Annotated in this window: 12 protein-coding genes; 6 read left to right on the top strand and 6 right to left on the bottom strand. The window is 43.1% G+C overall.

Going from position 1 to position 16,060, the window contains the following annotated elements; all coding sequences use genetic code 11:
• Nucleotides 1-44 precede the first annotated feature (44 nt).
• From H9628_RS02590 to H9628_RS02570, 5 genes are all read left to right on the top strand, one after another.
• Nucleotides 45-2,165 (top strand): carboxy terminal-processing peptidase, encoded by a 2,121-nt coding sequence (locus tag H9628_RS02590; protein ID WP_251832553.1) that lies wholly within the window; start codon nucleotides 45-47, stop codon nucleotides 2,163-2,165.
• Between the two features lie 156 nt (nucleotides 2,166-2,321).
• Nucleotides 2,322-3,122: an alpha/beta hydrolase gene (locus H9628_RS02585; protein ID WP_251832552.1), complete on the top strand. Its 801-nt coding sequence runs from the start codon at nucleotides 2,322-2,324 to the stop codon at nucleotides 3,120-3,122.
• Nucleotides 3,123-3,183: 61 nt separating this feature from the next.
• A complete protein-coding gene (locus H9628_RS02580; protein ID WP_251832551.1) occupies nucleotides 3,184-4,518 on the top strand; it encodes a 2TM domain-containing protein in 1,335 nt (444 codons plus the stop codon).
• On the top strand, nucleotides 4,505-4,795 hold the full coding sequence (locus H9628_RS02575) for a 2TM domain-containing protein (RefSeq protein WP_251832550.1): 291 nt from the start codon (nucleotides 4,505-4,507) through the stop codon (nucleotides 4,793-4,795). The genes H9628_RS02580 and H9628_RS02575 overlap by 14 nt, the downstream gene beginning before the upstream one ends.
• Nucleotides 4,796-4,811: 16 nt before the next feature.
• Nucleotides 4,812-5,555, top strand: coding sequence for a LytR/AlgR family response regulator transcription factor (locus H9628_RS02570; RefSeq protein WP_251832549.1), 744 nt, complete (start codon nucleotides 4,812-4,814; stop codon nucleotides 5,553-5,555).
• 37 nt (nucleotides 5,556-5,592) lie between these two features.
• Here H9628_RS02570 and mnmA read toward each other — a convergent pair whose 3' ends face one another.
• The 3 genes from mnmA to H9628_RS02555 form a co-directional block, all read right to left on the bottom strand.
• Entirely contained in the window at nucleotides 5,593-6,780 is a 1,188-nt protein-coding gene (mnmA, locus tag H9628_RS02565; RefSeq protein WP_251832548.1) for a tRNA 2-thiouridine(34) synthase MnmA, read from the bottom strand.
• Nucleotides 6,781-7,096: 316 nt separating this feature from the next.
• On the bottom strand, nucleotides 7,097-7,738 hold the full coding sequence (locus H9628_RS02560; RefSeq protein ID WP_251832547.1) for a hypothetical protein: 642 nt from the start codon (nucleotides 7,736-7,738) through the stop codon (nucleotides 7,097-7,099).
• A 102-nt stretch (nucleotides 7,739-7,840) separates the two neighbouring features.
• Nucleotides 7,841-10,060, bottom strand: coding sequence for a TonB-dependent receptor (locus H9628_RS02555; protein ID WP_251832546.1), 2,220 nt, complete (start codon nucleotides 10,058-10,060; stop codon nucleotides 7,841-7,843).
• Between the two features lie 128 nt (nucleotides 10,061-10,188).
• On the opposite strand from H9628_RS02555, the gene H9628_RS02550 reads away from it, so the two are divergent.
• Nucleotides 10,189-10,692 carry a superoxide dismutase family protein gene (locus H9628_RS02550; protein WP_251832545.1) on the top strand — a complete coding sequence of 168 codons (504 nt, stop codon included), beginning with the start codon at nucleotides 10,189-10,191 and terminating at the stop codon, nucleotides 10,690-10,692.
• A gap of 60 nt (nucleotides 10,693-10,752) precedes the next feature.
• On the opposite strand, the gene H9628_RS02545 is transcribed toward H9628_RS02550, so the two are convergent.
• The 3 genes from H9628_RS02545 to H9628_RS02535 form a co-directional block, all read right to left on the bottom strand.
• Entirely contained in the window at nucleotides 10,753-12,027 is a 1,275-nt protein-coding gene (locus H9628_RS02545; RefSeq protein ID WP_251832544.1) for a DUF6080 domain-containing protein, read from the bottom strand.
• 32 nt (nucleotides 12,028-12,059) lie between these two features.
• Nucleotides 12,060-13,604: a protein adenylyltransferase SelO gene (locus H9628_RS02540; RefSeq protein WP_251832543.1), complete on the bottom strand. Its 1,545-nt coding sequence runs from the start codon at nucleotides 13,602-13,604 to the stop codon at nucleotides 12,060-12,062.
• A 72-nt stretch (nucleotides 13,605-13,676) separates the two neighbouring features.
• Nucleotides 13,677-16,055 carry a penicillin-binding protein 1A gene (locus H9628_RS02535; protein ID WP_251832542.1) on the bottom strand — a complete coding sequence of 793 codons (2,379 nt, stop codon included), beginning with the start codon at nucleotides 16,053-16,055 and terminating at the stop codon, nucleotides 13,677-13,679.
• Nucleotides 16,056-16,060: the final 5 nt, after the last annotated feature.

The raw sequence follows: 16,060 nt of genomic DNA, 5'->3' as shown, positions 1-16,060 counted from the left end.
CAAAATGGCAAAATTTTAAACAAATTCAGTTATTAAATAATTTTATGTTCAAGAAATTAAAAATCAATACTTTACTGCTGTTCATTCCGTTGACTACTTTGGCCTTCTGTTTCAACTCTCCGAAGAATGATGACGAGAAGATGTCGACAATCATGATCAGTGTTAAAAATACTCTAAGCTACCTCCACTATTCGCCGCGACCTATTAATGATGCATATTCTGCGGACGTTTATAAACAGTATTTCGACATGATCGATGCTTCCAAACGCTACTTTCTGCAGTCTGATATGAACGAATTTGAAAAGCACCGCACAAAACTTGATGATTATCTGAACCGTGGTGACCTATCGTTTTATAAACTCACGGTAGACAGGCTCTACCAGCGCGTTGACGAGATTGATAAGATTTCGCAAACCATCCTGAGTGCACCACTGAACTTCGATGAAGAAGAAACTTTGGTTCTGGAGCCTAAGCTCAAAAAAAATCCGGTAAATGCAGCGGAGCTTTCTGCGGAATGGAAAAAGTATATCAAATACAATATCCTGCAGGAAATGGAATCGCTTTCAGCAAAGGAACAACTGCAAAAGGAGAAGAAGGATTCGGTACAGAAATTTAACCTTAAAGATACCATCAAACTTGAAATCCTAACTCCAGAACAAAAACGTATCAAGGCTACTGAGGAGGTGAAAGATATGTTGACTGATACCTTCCGAAGGTTTAAAAAAAGAAATAAGATGGATTGGTTCACCGTGTATATGAATGCATATACCGAGGTTTTCGATCCGCATACGAACTATTTCTCACCAAAGAACAAGGAAGATTTTGATACCAATTTTACCGGTAAGGTAATAGGAATCGGTGCCATCATTCAGGAAAAAAGAGGCTATCTTTATCTGGGAGCGCTCACGATTGGCGCGCCTGCCTGGAAGTCTAAGCAGCTCAGCGAAGGTGATAAGATCCTGAAAGTAAGGTCTAAACCTAATGAAGAAGCCGTAAATGTGGTCGGAATGCTATCTGATGAAGCAGTGCGGTTGATCCGCGGCGAAAAAGGGACGAAAGTGACGCTTACAGTTGAGAAAAAAGACAAATCAATCAAAGAGGTGACGATGGTTCGTGAAGAAGTGGCAATTGAAGACACATTCGCGCGAAGCATTATCATCAATTCAGCTGACGGAAGAAAATATGGATTTGTAAATCTCCCAAGCTTCAACGCTGATTTTGAAGATTCAAAGGGTAGAAATGCTTCCGATGACATCAAGAATGAGCTTATAAAGCTTAAAGCCCAGAATGTGGAAGGCATTATTCTGGACCTTCGAAATAATGGTGGTGGCAGTTTGACGGAAGTAGGTGATATTATGGGGCTGTTTATGAACGCTGGACCGTATGTGCAGGTGAAAGACGGCAATGGCAAGATTCAAACACTGAAAAACAGAACCAACGCTCCGGTTTGGACGGGACCGCTGATCATCATGCAAAATGAACTGTCAGCTTCCGCATCTGAAATTTTAGCTGGCGCCGTGCAGGATTATGGCCGCGGAATCGTCATCGGCTCTCCACAATCCTTTGGAAAAGGTACCGTACAGACTTTTGTGGACCTGAACCGTTTTCTGAACAGCAATGATGATTTTGGCTCATTAAAACTGACCATACAGAAATTTTACCGTGTGACCGGAGAATCTACGCAGCGAAAAGGCATTGAATCTGACATTAAAATGAAAGATTTCTTCACTTATGCTGAAATTGGTGAACGCTATGACGACTATGCGCTGCCTTGGGATAAAATCCCTGCTGCAGTTTACCAGCCGCTGAACTTTTTACAGGTTAATTCATTACTCAAATCGGCCGAAAGCAGGTTGGCTACCAATAAAAACTACCAGCTTATGCAGGAATCTGCGCAGTGGAAAGAAAGATTGGATAAGGAAGAAACCATTTCCCTAAACCAAAATAAGTTTAGCGCCCTGATGAAGGAGCGTAAAGCACAGATCGAGAAGTTCCGTGCGTTGGAAAAGTATAATAACGGACTGAAATTCACACTGAATCCGGATGAGGTAGAACGCGAAAAGAAAGATGAAGCATTCGCGAAGAAAACCCAGAACTGGACTAAGAGCTTGCAACGCGATATGTATCTGCAGGAGGCAGTAGCGATAGCAGGTCAGATTAAATAAAATTAGACTTAATCTATCATAATTAACCATCGGAAATTTTCCGGTGGTTATTTTTTTACCGTTCAGGTTCGATTTTTTACCCCTCGGTTTTATAAATTTTAGTGAGGAGGGAGGCGAGTTTATCTTTGATTCATAATTAAAAACAAAAAAACTGTTATGAAAACTAAACTTCTATTTTTCGCCCTCTTCCTTTCAAGCCTTTGCTTCTCACAACTCGACGAGAAATTTTATCAGCCTGGAAAAACTATGAAACCTATTGAAAATTTAAAATTCCAAGAATTCTCCATTCCGGCTGAAAAAGATACGATAACCGGAATATTCATCGAAAGTAATGTTGTACCTAAAGCAACTGTGTTGTTTTTTCACGGGTCGGGCGGTAATGTTTCGAGTTACACCTTCATGGTGAAACCGTTGGCAGATGCCGGCTATCAGGTGATGATGATAGACTTCCGCGGTTATGGAAAATCTAGCGGAACACCGACACACCAAAATATTCAAAGCGATGGTCAAAAGTTTTTGGAGTATGCTTTATCGCTTCCGCAAACTACAGGAAAGCCCGTAATCATTTATGGAGCCTCAATGGGAAGCCAGATTGCAACACATTTGGCTAAAAATAACCCCACGGTTATCGAGGCGCTGATCCTTGATGGCGCGATGTCCTCGCATGCCGATATTGCGAGTCACTTTTCACCTGAAAACGCCGCGATGATACAGTCTATTCCGTTTCCTTACTCCGCAAAGGAAGATGTGAAAACCCTTACGATGCCCAAACTTTTCATCCACAGTGCAGCGGACAAAATGATTCCGATAGCGCAGGCGCAAATAATTTTCGATAATGCACCGGAGCCTAAAAAATTTCTTACGTATGAAGGCGACCACCTGGAAGGAATGGTGAAGAACGGAAGTGAAATTATTAAGAATATTGAAGCACTAATGAAAAAACAGAAAAAACTGTAGCTGAGGTAGGAGAAACTTTTCTACATTTAAACACCCGCAGCTGCCACACAATTTTCAGATCATGAATAGAAAAAGTCTTATTACCACAACCTGGATTACCTTTTTTATCGGGACGTTTATCTTTGTCTTCTTCAGCAAACAAAAGTCTGTGGAGATGTTCTTTCTTTATCTCATGATTTCGGCGATGTATTCTTTTCCGCTGGCGATCGGGAATGGGCTTTTAAATGACATGCTCTCGAAAAAATATTCATGGGTAGCTGAAACACGTAAAAGAACTGTTCTGGGCGTCATTTGTACTTTGCTTCTGAATGTTGCACTGGTTTTTCTAATTAATTATATCAATTTCATCGTTATCCAAAAGCAGGATTTTGCCAATTTTTTCCGTGGAACAATTGCGATCAATAACTGGTTCACCGTTAATATAGCTTTACTGATATCGGCAATTTTGCATGCAAAAGGATTCATGGAAGAATGGAAAAAATCTACCCGGAAAGAAGTAGTGGAGCAAAAGCTGATAGCCCGTTCGGCGAGTGCACAGTTTGAAAGTTTAAAAAATCAGCTAGATCCCCATTTTCTTTTTAATTCGTTGAATGTCCTAAGCGCACTGATTGATGAAAACCCCGATCAGGCGCAGTATTTCACCGCCTCAATGTCGAATATTTACCGTTACGTGCTCGAACAGAAAGATAAAGAGCTGGTCACTGTAGAAGAGGAAATAGGCTTCGCAAAAACCTACTGTAACCTTCTGAAGACAAGGTTTGAAGACAGCGTAAACTTTGAATTTGATGTTGCTGAAAACGACATGAAATCTTACGTCGTGCCACTTTCGCTTCAACTTTTACTGGAAAACTGCATCAAACACAACTTTGCGACGCCTCAGAAACCTTTAACAATAAAGATCTATACCGAAAACGGATTTCTACTTATAGAAAATAACCTCATGGCGAGGGAACAGGTGAAAGAAAGCGCCGGAATAGGATTGTCAAATATTGTTCAGCGTTATTCCTTATTAACCCAACAAAATGTTTTTATAGAAAAATCTACCGATTTTTTCCGCGTGAAAATTCCGATATTAACCCAAAAAATCACCGCTATGAACACACAGCCTTCAGATGAATCAATGGCTTACAACAGAGCCTCCAAAAGGGTAAAAGAAATCAAAGGTTTCTACTCGAATCTTCTGTCTTATTGCCTGGTCATCCCATTTCTGATCTTCATCAATCTGTACACCGCGCCAAAATTCCAGTGGTTCTGGTTCCCGATGATAGGTTGGGGGATAGGCCTTGGCTCCCATGCGTTTCAGGTTTTCGGACTGGGACGTGACTGGGAAGAAAAACAGATTCAGAAGATTTTAGACAAAACGAATCAAAAAAATCAAAAAAATGGAAACCTATAACGAAGAGGACCTCAAATATTCAGAAGCTCGCAAAAAGGTAAAAAAACTAAAGGAACTGTATGTTCACGCAGTAGTTTATGTGCTGGTAAATCTTTTTATCATTGCCAGAAATACCCAGCAGGGACTGCAGCTGTCGGATATGGATAACTATTGGACGGCCATTTTCTGGGGTGTAGGGCTCCTTGCACACGCGATCGGTGTATATGTTCCGGATATCTTTCTGGGAAAAGAGTGGGAAGAAAGAAAAACCCGTGAGTTAATGGACAAATACAAATAAAAATTTAAGATTGAATATGATCCGAACAGTTATCATTGAAGACGAAAAACCTGCTGCGCGAAAACTCGGGCGTCTTTTAAGCCGGTTTCCTGATTTGCAGTTAGTTGGAACGCTAAATTCCGTGGAAGAAGGTGTTCAATGGTTTACCGAAAACACTCATCCCGATCTTATATTTTCTGACATCGTTTTAGGCGACGGATTGTCTTTTGATATCTTTGAACAGGTTCCAAGTAAAAGCTTCATCATTTATACCACGGCTTTTGACCAGTATACTTTAAAAGCTTTTAAACTCAATTCGATCGACTATCTTTTAAAACCGGTTATGGAAGAAGATTTACAGAAAGCCATTGATAAGTACAAAAGTTTTCTGCCCACGGAAAGTAATAATAACCTGAAAGAAATCAAGTCATTAATTAAAGAAGAGAAGCAAAAGCTCACCCGTATTCTGGTAAAGATCGGTTATAATCTGAAAATTGTTCAGACCGATGAGGTTTCGTGTTTTTACAGCGAGAACAAGATCGTTTATCTTCAAACTAAAGAACGGACGTTTCCGACTGATTTTACTTTGGATGAACTGCAGGAAATCTTAGATGAAAAGTGTTTTTTCCGCGTAAACAGGCAGTTTATCATCAATTCCAATTACATAAAAAACATCCACACATCTCCTTACTACAAAGTAGAAATGGCGTTTCAGCCAAAAGAAGAAATCACGGTCAGCCGCGATCGTGTGAAGATTTTTAAAGATTGGTTGTCGAAATAAGAAAAGCGCCACAAGGCGCTTTTTTATTTTTATAATTTTAAGAGATCACTCCACTCCCCAGAAGCTCATCGCCGGAATACCACGCTGCAAATTGGCCTTCGGCAATTGCAGACTGAGGATTTTCGAATTCAATGAAAAGACCTTCCTCAAACTGATAAAGTGTTGCTTCTTCCAGCGTTTGTCGGTATCGGATCCGTGCCTTAACCTTCATGGATTGGCCGTTGCTTAGCCGCAGGTCCTCGCGTACCCAATGCACATCGCTGTTTTCTATTTTTAAAGCTTTACGGAAAAGTCCCGGGAAATTCTTTCCTTCACCCACAAAAATCGTATTCGTCGGCATGTCGCGCTGAATGATAAAGCAGGATTCTGCGTGTCCACCGATTCCAAGACCTTTGCTCTGGCCAATTGTAAAGTAATGAGCGCCCTGGTGTTTGCCGATCACTTTTCCGTCGGTCTTGTTGTATTCAATTTTGCGCGACAAAAACTTAAGTTCCTCGATTTTTGATTCAAAACCAGGTTTTTCAGTGTGAAATCCATCAAAATCAGTAAAAATCTCCACTATTTCGCCTTCTTTTGGCTCGAGCTGCTGTTGTAGAAATGTTGGCAAACTCACTTTACCAATGAAGCACAGACCCTGCGAATCTTTCTTGTCCGCAGTCACAAGTTCCATCTTTTTCGCAATCTCACGAACCTCAGGTTTCGTAAGTGCCCCAATCGGAAACAGCGATTTAGAAAGCTGTTCCTGGCTGAGTTGGCAGAGGAAATAAGACTGATCTTTGTTGGTATCCACGCCCGAAAGAAGATGAAATATTTCTTTGCCGTTTTCGTCGATAGTAGAATCAACACGTGCATAATGTCCCGTCGCAACCTTCTCTGCGCCAAGTGATAAGGCTGTTTTCATGAAGACGTCAAACTTCACCTCGCGGTTACATAGAACGTCCGGATTCGGCGTGCGTCCGTTCTTGTATTCATCGAACATATAGTCCACAATCTTTTCTTTGTAAAGTTCGCTCATATCAATCACCTGGAATGGTATCCCAAGCTTTTGAGCCACCATCAGCGCATCGTTGCTGTCCTCTATCCATGGGCATTCATCCTCCAGCGTAACCGAAGCATCGTTCCAGTTCCGCATAAAAAGCGCCACCACATCATGTCCCTGCTGCTGCAACAGATAAGCCGCAACACTGGAATCTACACCGCCCGATAAACCCACAACTACCTTCATATCAGAATCTTCAAATTTTTTGCAAATTTACGACTTAATTCCGACTAATTTAGGAGCCACTAAACCTGGGCATTTACCACCACTTTACCGGCTCTTCACTGCAATCTTTTTTGCTGGCTTCGGGTAGCCTCGGCCATCAAAAAAGGATTTCCGTTGCGATCCGGGCTATCATATCAGGTATTTTTCCTCCTGAAATGTAGATGTTACGTACTGTTAGATTAAAAAAAAATCCTCCGTTTCGAAGGATTTGATTTTTATATTTAAACATTTAATGAGCTGAATCGTGCTTAAACAATTAGAACTCATTAAGCCCCCTCTACGGCTTATTCGCCAGAAAATATTCCGCTTCACCCTTGCCCCAGTTTGGCCCGAGCGCCGACTTTGTACTGTAGGTTTTGTATTGATCGAGCGATTTTTGAAAAAGTTCAAGACCGCGCTGCTTGCTTCCGCCAAACTGCTCGGGTGTGAAGTAGACATCTTCCGCCTTCATAAGTGTGATCCGCGGATTGTTTGGATCCAGTTTTTCAGCTTTGCTCAGCGCCTCAGCCGCCAGCATACCTTCGCTCATGAAGCGCTCCTGCGGATTCACCATCATTTTCAAGCCGTGGATCATCTTCTGCAGAACGAAGATCTCTGCGTTGTCTTTGCTGAGGTCCGCCGCGAGGTCGAGCGACTTTTGAGCTTCAGCGGCAATCGCGTCCAGGTCGGCAGTTTTCCCTTCACGCATCGCCAGGCGTCCTTTTTGGATTGAAGAGAACGCAGCGTAATAGTATGGCTGCCAAAATGTTTTCTCCTTGTCGGCAATGCGGCGGAAGTCGTTTGCGAGCGCAGTAAATTCTTCTGCGGTTTTTTGTTGTTCAACCTGAGACACTTTGCTACTCATCGCTTTCTCATAAGGTGTTTGCGCAAATGTAGCTGTGCTGAACGCAACACAAATCATTAAGAATAAATTTTTCATGGTTTTAATTATTTAAAGTTGATAATCAAAGGTATTTGTAAAACCCTGTAATCTGTTTATAATTTTTACTGAAAGGGTCATTTTACTTGGCGAAAGGTCTTTTTAAAGATTATTGTTGATGGCATCCTGGGTTCGGTCTACCCCAAAGCTGATGAATGCGCCGATGAAGACGAAAGTATTAGCACTTGGCAAGATAGGGCTGCTGCGAAGGCCGTCATTTGAAAAATTATACCCGAAAATATTCTTTCGGCCCAGGATGTTATTCACCGACAGAACCAAGACGCTGAAGGATTTTGCATCTTTTTTCCCGAGGTTTGGCAGATAGTTCAGGCTGAAGTTTAGCGTGCTGTTGTCTTTCACTGTTCCTTGCGCATTCAGGTAGTAATTTCCGCCTGCATCAGTGAGAAAATTATAATAAGGTCTGCCGGAAGCGTAGTTATAAGACAGATTGAAGCCGGTTTTCCAGTCGGTAACAAACTTTTTAGCCACCACAGAGAGCGTGTGCTTCGCCGCGAAGCCTGGAAAAAGCGGCCTGTCATAGTTCTGAAATTCTCGCTCAGAATCGAGGTAGGAATATGAAATCCAATAATCTATATTTTTCAGTGATTTGCGGTCACGCCAGAAAAATTCAATTCCTTTGGCAAAGCCCGAACCTGTGTTCGAAAATGCAGCCGGCCGGTATTCTTCGACGCGCGTTTTGATCAGATCGTCATAATTTTTGTAAAATGCTTCAAGTCTCAGGCTTCGGTTTTCAGAGGATTTTTGAAGTTGAAGTATAAAATGCTCCGCACGCTGGAAATTTAGCGGGTTCTCTCCAAAAAACTGGTTTTCTGGGTTTTGGTAAAATATGCCGTACGCGAATGAACTCGTCCAGTTTTTAGCAAGCCGATACGCCAAAGCGGCGCGTGGAGCCAGATTCCATTTGTCCAGCGCTGCCGAATGCTCGGTTCGCAAGCCTATTTTCGCTGAAAGATTATTGCTGAATCCAAGGTCAGTTTCCGCGAATACAGAAGTGATATCTTCATTAAACTTGTACGGTGGGGGCGATAAGGCCACAGCAGTAGTTTCTGCACTGTTATTGAACTCAAAACCGCCACGAACCGCAGAAATTTTGTTGATCCGTCTTTCGATGGTTGCTTTGGCGTTAAAGTAATTGCCTTTTACAGCAATAGAATTTGGGTTTTGATCTTCATTTTGATAAGTTTCGCTTAAGAAAAGTTGATTTCTGTTAAACGTATAAGAACTGCCTGCAGTAAAGACATATTTCCCGAATTTTTGTCTGAACGACAGGTTGTGGAAGGTGTTTGCGCCTTTTAGCGAGGTGTTTTCAAAGTCGGTTTGTGGTTCCAGACTTTTAGCCTCCAAACCAAGTTTGTTTGTATCAAAACTTCCGTAATATTTTAGTATTCCACCCGCGCGGTTCTTTACGCGGAAATTAAAATTCGTCCCAAACCCTTTTGGCGCCTCCGTGAAATCGTTGTTGAAACGAATTATTTCAGTCATCAAACCTAAATTAGTATAAGCGGCTGACACACCGAATGACTTGGTTTTTGCTTCATCCACATTTTGGAAACCCGCAGACACAAATATTGGCGAAATGCCAATGTCTACTGAATTTCTTTCCGGAAAATCAATGCTTTCAAGAATCAATACAGAAGAAAGTGCCTGACCGTACATCGCTGAATAGCCACCACTCGAAAATACGTTTCCTTTAAACAGCGAGGTGTTCAGCCGGTCCATTGACTTGATTCCGGGTACAGAATTTCCAAAGAAATTATTGACCAAATTTCCATCCATGAAAAATTTTGTCTCGGCTCCGGTGCCGCCACGCACAAAAAGACCTTCGGTCTCCCCGACTTTCTGCACGCCGGGAAGCGTCTCCAGTGCCGAAGTTACCTGTCCGTTCGCGCCTGCCGTGGTGTAAATGTCGATAGGCGTTAGAAGTACGGTGGCGCGTTTGCGGTCGCTGGCTTCGATGGAACCCGCCGAAATCACCACCGCCGCAATTTCAGAAATTTCTTCCTTCAGTTCAGCATCTACTTTTACAACAGCACCTGTGAGCAGAACCGGTTTTTCGGTTTCTACATATTTTGGGTTGGTAAAGATGATTGTCTGATTTCCGGTTTCCGAAGTTTCAAATGAATAATTGCCGTCCTTATCCGTAGTCGCGCCGTCATAGGTGTCTTTTAAGGTGACAGAAACGTCCTGAATACCTTTGTTTTTATAGACAACTTTTCCGCTGACCGTAGTCTGAGAATGCATTGTGACGGCCATAACCAAGGCAATGAGCGCTAATACCTTAGAAATAATGAAAGTTTGCATGGTTTATTTTTTAACAAATGTATTGCGGAATGCCTTTTGCTGAAAAATAATGTTACCGAACGGTAAAAAAAACTGGCTAAGCGGTCAGTTTTATTTTCAATAACTTTATAAACCATTAAATAAATACTATGAAAATCTTAGCACTTTCTTCTTTGGCGGGCGCTGCGTTGTTGATGACATCCTGCACAACCACGAAAAATTTAGTTGTAACACCTAAAAGCGGAACCGATACACAGGGCACGGCGAAATTTACGCAAACCGGTAAAAATGTTGAACTGGACCTGAATGTGTATAAACTTACACCAGGCTTGCACGCTGTGCATATCCACGAGAAAGGTGATTGTTCTGCAGCCGATGGTAGCTCAGCCGGCGGACACTGGAATCCTACATCAGACGATCACGGAAAATGGGGACATGACCAGCATCACATGGGGGACATCGGGAACCTGAATGCGAACAAGGAAGGAACGGCGCGCATTGTATTCAAGACCGATAAATGGTGTCTGGGATGCGCGGATGAAACTAAAAATATCGTTGGAAAATCACTTATTATCCACGCTTCCGAGGATGATTTCAAGACCCAACCTACCGGAAATGCCGGTGGGCGCGTGGGCTGTATTGAAATTAAGTAGATTTAGATCTAATAAACTTTAGCACGTCTCATATTGAGGCGTGTTTTTTTTGGACAAATTTTAGCGGTAATACAGTTCTAAAAAGCGGAAGAACTCCGTCATCCTGAAGATATTGTTCAGTAATACATAGCTGAAAATGAGCATCAATACAATGAAAAGCGAGGTAATCATTTTAAATGACGAGCGGTACGCGTGAAATAGCCAGCCGACCATCAATGGGAAAACAAACACAAAATGCCCGCCGTAGATATAAGATGTGTGGAGGCCAAACCGCAGGATTCCGTGAATTACTACATCCACCAGAAGTGACAGCATCAGGATGTTAGCTAATTTATTCTTTAAATTTTTAAGCCAACTCCAAATCAGCAGAATAATGATGGCTCCGATGACCGCGTGGGAAACCCAGTTGTCAAAAACATCCATAAAAAGAGCTTTATACTCAAAACCCTTTTTGTTGTGATAGTCGCGCAGTTCAAATCCCGCAAACAGAATGTTGCCGCCGAGAAACCACGACGCCATCATATCCCAATATGGCGTCACCTTTTGCTGCGAAAACTTCTCGAACTGCGCACCGGATTTGTCGAGAAACTGCATAAACTTGAAATCCATACGGTACATGAACAGCAGTAAAAAGACAGCAATCGAAATCACAACCCTCAGCGCAGCCTTTCCCAAATTTTTCCAGTTGCTGAAAATCTTGCGCTGAAACAGTAGCGGAATATAAACCTTCACCACATTGGTAACGGTAAGGCCGCCGATCCCGACCGCCGCGAGGGTTAAAGCAGATGCTGGAATCACTTCATCTTGGCGGATTTTCAACGCAGCATAATAATTAAACAAAACCAGCAGAAAAAGCGTGTAAGTATAAGTCTCAGGCGTGAATGAAAGCAGGATGTTGGTAGAAAATGCCGAAAAAAAGAATACGGTCAACAGCGAAAACCGATTTGGTAACCCGATGATGTTTTTTAGATATTTAAATATTTGGATAAGACTGAGACTTACCGCGAAGTTGCTGCACCAAGCCAGTACAAGCCGGAAAATTTCGTTTTTTTGACCGCCCGAAAACATTAAAGCAAATTCCCGAAGCCACTCAAAAAAATAATTCGCAAGCGGATGCCGCTCATAGCCGCCGCCGGTGAGAACTATGGCGCGGTTGTCAAAGCTGAAATAAGCATCCCACGGAATGCGGTCATCGAAAATAATTCGGTAATCGACTGCAATGACTGTCCCGAGAGTTCCGTAAACACTGAGAAAAACCGCAAACAGCGCCCACTCTGTACTGTTGGCCGGAAAGACGGTCGAAAGAAATTGGATGAATTTATTTTTAAGATCCAAGACTGCAAAAATTTGCGCAAAAGTACTAAAAATCACGAACTGCAGGAGAGTGTGGAACAGCCCGGTGTGCCGTCGTAACCTGGCGGTCTGCGCTTCGAGAATTCAGGAAAAAGTTCTTCGTAAGGATTTTCGAGCGCGGTGAGGACTTTGTTAAGCAAGTCATGCTTGCCTTCATGGAGCTCGGCGATACAGTCGAAAAGGATATAGTTTCGCAGGATGAATTTCGGGTTTACAGCCTGCATTATTGACTGGGATTGTGCTTTTGAAATTAAATTTTTGGAAAGCCGGTTTCGGTAATTCTGTATAAATTCAATGAACTGAAAAGTTTGATTATCAGTTGGTCGTGTATAGAAAACATCATTAAACAAAGTCATTATATCTACATCATCGGTCAACTTTTCGAGTTGAGTGAAAAATAATGTATAATCCATCTTAAGGTCGTCAAGCAATGTTTGCGCAGTGGTAAAAAAGTCGTTATCGCCTTCGGTTATCTGGTCAAAACCAAATTTAGAAGCCATCATCTCATCATGTTTTGTCCAGAAATAGGTGGAAAAATCATCCAGAATCTGCTCTAAAACCTCGGCATCATTGATCAGCGGAAAAAGCGCGGACGCAAGCTGCCAAAGATTCCATTGCGCAACTTTCGCCTGGTTTCCAAATGCGTAGCGCCTGCCTGGCAAGTCGGTTGTGTTTGGTGTAAAATTCAGGCTGTATTCATCTAGAAACGAGAAGGGTCCATAATCAATCGTCAGGCCCAAAACCGACATATTATCAGTATTCATCACGCCGTGCACGAAACCTACGCGATACCATTCTACCATAAGGTCAGCGGTTCGCACTGAGATTTGACGCATCAGTTCGGTGTATTTATCTGAACTTTCCTTATTGATTTCCGGGTAGTGATTTTCAATGACATAATCGGCTAAGTTTCTTAGCGTATCTATTTCGTCCTGCGCTGCCAACAGCTGAAAATGGCCGAAGCGCAGAAAACTATCAGCGGTGCGCATCATTACGGCTCCTTTCTCATATTCCGGATTTCCGCTGTACATGATATCGCGGAGCACCTGTTCGCCACTTAGCGATAACGATAGCGCTCTGGTGGTAGGCACACCAAGGTGAAACATGGCCTCACTCATAAGGTATTCACGAACTGAGGAACGCAGCACAGCACGGCCATCCGCATGTCTGGAGTAGGGTGTAGCACCGGCGCCTTTCCACTGAAGTTCGGTTTTTCGGCCGCTTTCATTCTTTATTTCACCGGCAAAAATTGCGCGACCGTCGCCGAGCTGCCCCGCCCAGTTGCCGAACTGATGTCCTGCATATGCGGTGGCGTAAGTTTTAATGTGATTTGGCAACTTAGTAGCATTAACAAAATCACTGTCGGCAGGAGCTTCTAATTTCCCAAGACCAATTTCTGAAGCTAATCTGTCGTTTAAAATAAGCAGTTCAGCTTCCGGAAAGCCAGCGATATTGGTGGAAGCAAACAAAACTTTCGGTGTCTGCCGTTGCCGGGGATTTCCGCTTTGGTCGCCAGGGAAAAGTTCTGTAAAGGGTGAAGAAATCTTATCTAAATTCATGGTGGTTTCATTAAAATAAAACATCCAGCCAATATCAGACCGGATGTTTTTATTAAGTGTGGTTAGCAGAAATTATTTATTAAAATCTATCTCGTCACCTGTATTCAGGTTTTCGTTGAGGTTTTCTTCTTTCGGCGTATTTCGCGGCGTGGTGCTTCGCGGCTCAGTCACGGTAGGATTTTTCAGTTCTTCAATGGTTTGCAGGCCACCATCGTCGCCATATCCACCAAGCCCCTGAAGGTCAGAACAACTGCCCGTCCAATTTGAAGGTTTCACGAATTTATCTTCTTTCAGGACGCCAAGTGTAGGGTCTGCCCAGACTTTTTTCATGAATATAGCCCAAATCGGTAATGCCATCCTCGCGCCCTGACCTTCGCCGGTTCCGCGGAAGTGGGTAGCGCGGTCTTCCCAACCAACCCAAACACCGGTGGCGAGGTTAGGCGTGATTCCCATGAACCATCCGTCGGAGTTATTCTGTGTGGTTCCGGTTTTTGCAGCTATTTCTATTCCTTTTTCCACGCCTCTTCTTCCAAGTTCGCCGGACGCTGTACCGAATTCTGCCACACCTTTCATCAGATCGATCATCGTGTAAGCATAAAGTTCGTTCATCACCTCCTTGAGTACCGGTTTCACCTCCTTTATCACACGTCCGTTGGCATCTTCAATCCTCCAGATCATCTCCGGCTTGATATAGTTTCCGTAGTTCGCAAATGTAGAGTACGCACCCAACATTTCGTAGATGGTGATATCTGATGATCCTAAGGCTACGGCGTATTCGTTCGGAATTTCTTCAGTAACGCCGAGATCACGCGCAGTTTGTATAACGCTTTTTGGCGTTGTCATTTCAATAAGTCGTACAGCTACAGGGTTTTTAGAGTGGGCTAGTGCATCTCTCAAGGTTAGCGTGCCGCCCGATCCTTCTACCGTCCAGGTTCCTTTTCGGTAGGTAGCGTTCGAGACGGTCGAGCAAGGTGTCATTCCCAATTTCATAATTGCGGTGGCATACACAAAGGGTTTGAAGGTAGATCCAACCTGTCTTTTCCCCTGTTTGATATGATCATACTGAAAATGCTGCCAGTTGATTCCACCTACCCAAGCTTTAATTTCACCGGTTCCCGGCACCATAGACATCAGGCCGGCCTGCGCAATCTGCTTGTGGTAACGGATGGAATCCCAAGGCGACATTTCCACTTCTTCTTCACCGTTCCACGTGAAACGCGAGGTTTTGATAGGCTTTTTAAACTCCATCAAGATCGAATCTTCGGGTACGCCGGCGTTTTTAAGCTGTTTATATCTTCCGGTACGTTTCATGGCCTGAACCATGATTCCCTGGATCTGTTTGTCATCGATGAAATAGAACGGTCTTTGCTTTCGTCCGCGCTGTTCTGCATCAAATCTTTTTTGAAGGTCAGTAAGGTGTTCCCTGATCGCATCTTCGGCGTAGACCTGCATTTTCGAATCGAGCGTGACATAAATCTTAAGGCCGTCTTTAAATAGATTTAAAGTCTTGCCTGTTTTCTTTTCATAATCCTTCAGGTAAGCATCTATCTCTTTTCGAAGATAGAATTTGTAATAGGCCGAATATCCGTCATCGATCGTTTTTATCGGGTGGAAATCGGTTTTAATAGGTTCTGCTACCGCCTTATCGTAGGTTTGCTGGTCGAGATAGCCGGTTTTCAGCATTTGATCGAGCACCACATCGCGGCGACGTTTGGCACGTTCCGGATTTCTGAGCGGATTGTTTGCGACAGGAGCCTCAAGCATCGATACGAAAGTAGCGGCCTCAGGCAAAGTAAGTTGGTTGGTTTTCTTATTAAAATAAATTCGCGATGCCATCTCAATGCCGTTCGCATTATTTACGAAATCGAACTTATTGAAATACAGCGTAATAATTTCTTCTTTAGTATAGCGCTTCTCGAGGCTTACCGCTACAACCCATTCTTTGAGTTTTTGAAATGCACGCTGGATCTTGTTTTGCGAAACACGGTCAGTAAAAAGCAGTTTCGCGAGCTGTTGGGTAATTGTAGATCCACCGCCACGCTGGCCACCGTATACAACGGCCCTTGCAACAGACTGTAAATCAATACCGGAGTGCTCTTTGAAACGCTCGTCTTCTTTTGCCTGAAGCGCATAGATAAGATGGGGCGGAAGTTCCTGATAGGTAACTGGCTGTGTTTTTTCCTTTTCGAATTTGCCTAAAAGTTTACCGTCTGAGGAATAGATTTCAGATGCAACATAGATGTCAGGATTTTCGAGTTCCTTCACATCGGGCATGCTGCCAAGGAAACCTTGCGACACCGCGAAAAACAGGAGCGCAATACCCAAAACCACAGCGAAGAGCGACATCCAGACGATTTTCACCCATTTTCGCCAACCTTTGCTTTTTAATTTTTTTGGCGGAAGCGGAAATTTCTGTTGAGGTTTGCTTCCGGCAGTTTTTTTGTTTTCCATAAATT

This window comes from Kaistella pullorum (assembly GCF_014837035.1).
GTDB classification, from domain to species: Bacteria; Bacteroidota; Bacteroidia; order Flavobacteriales; family Weeksellaceae; genus Kaistella; species Kaistella rhinocerotis.
Note: the sequence above shows the minus strand (reverse complement) of the source record. Positions and strands in the feature narration are given on the sequence as shown.

Coding starts and splice junctions, on each gene's coding strand:
- H9628_RS02590 (WP_251832553.1), top strand. CDS start 45: ATGTTCAAGAAATTAAAAATCAATACTTTACTGCTGTTCATTCCGTTG.
- H9628_RS02585 (WP_251832552.1), top strand. CDS start 2,322: ATGAAAACTAAACTTCTATTTTTCGCCCTCTTCCTTTCAAGCCTTTGC.
- H9628_RS02580 (WP_251832551.1), top strand. CDS start 3,184: ATGAATAGAAAAAGTCTTATTACCACAACCTGGATTACCTTTTTTATC.
- H9628_RS02575 (WP_251832550.1), top strand. CDS start 4,505: ATGGAAACCTATAACGAAGAGGACCTCAAATATTCAGAAGCTCGCAAA.
- H9628_RS02570 (WP_251832549.1), top strand. CDS start 4,812: ATGATCCGAACAGTTATCATTGAAGACGAAAAACCTGCTGCGCGAAAA.
- mnmA (WP_251832548.1), bottom strand. CDS start 6,780: ATGAAGGTAGTTGTGGGTTTATCGGGCGGTGTAGATTCCAGTGTTGCG.
- H9628_RS02560 (WP_251832547.1), bottom strand. CDS start 7,738: ATGAAAAATTTATTCTTAATGATTTGTGTTGCGTTCAGCACAGCTACA.
- H9628_RS02555 (WP_251832546.1), bottom strand. CDS start 10,060: ATGCAAACTTTCATTATTTCTAAGGTATTAGCGCTCATTGCCTTGGTT.
- H9628_RS02550 (WP_251832545.1), top strand. CDS start 10,189: ATGAAAATCTTAGCACTTTCTTCTTTGGCGGGCGCTGCGTTGTTGATG.
- H9628_RS02540 (WP_251832543.1), bottom strand. CDS start 13,604: ATGAATTTAGATAAGATTTCTTCACCCTTTACAGAACTTTTCCCTGGC.
- H9628_RS02535 (WP_251832542.1), bottom strand. CDS start 16,055: ATGGAAAACAAAAAAACTGCCGGAAGCAAACCTCAACAGAAATTTCCG.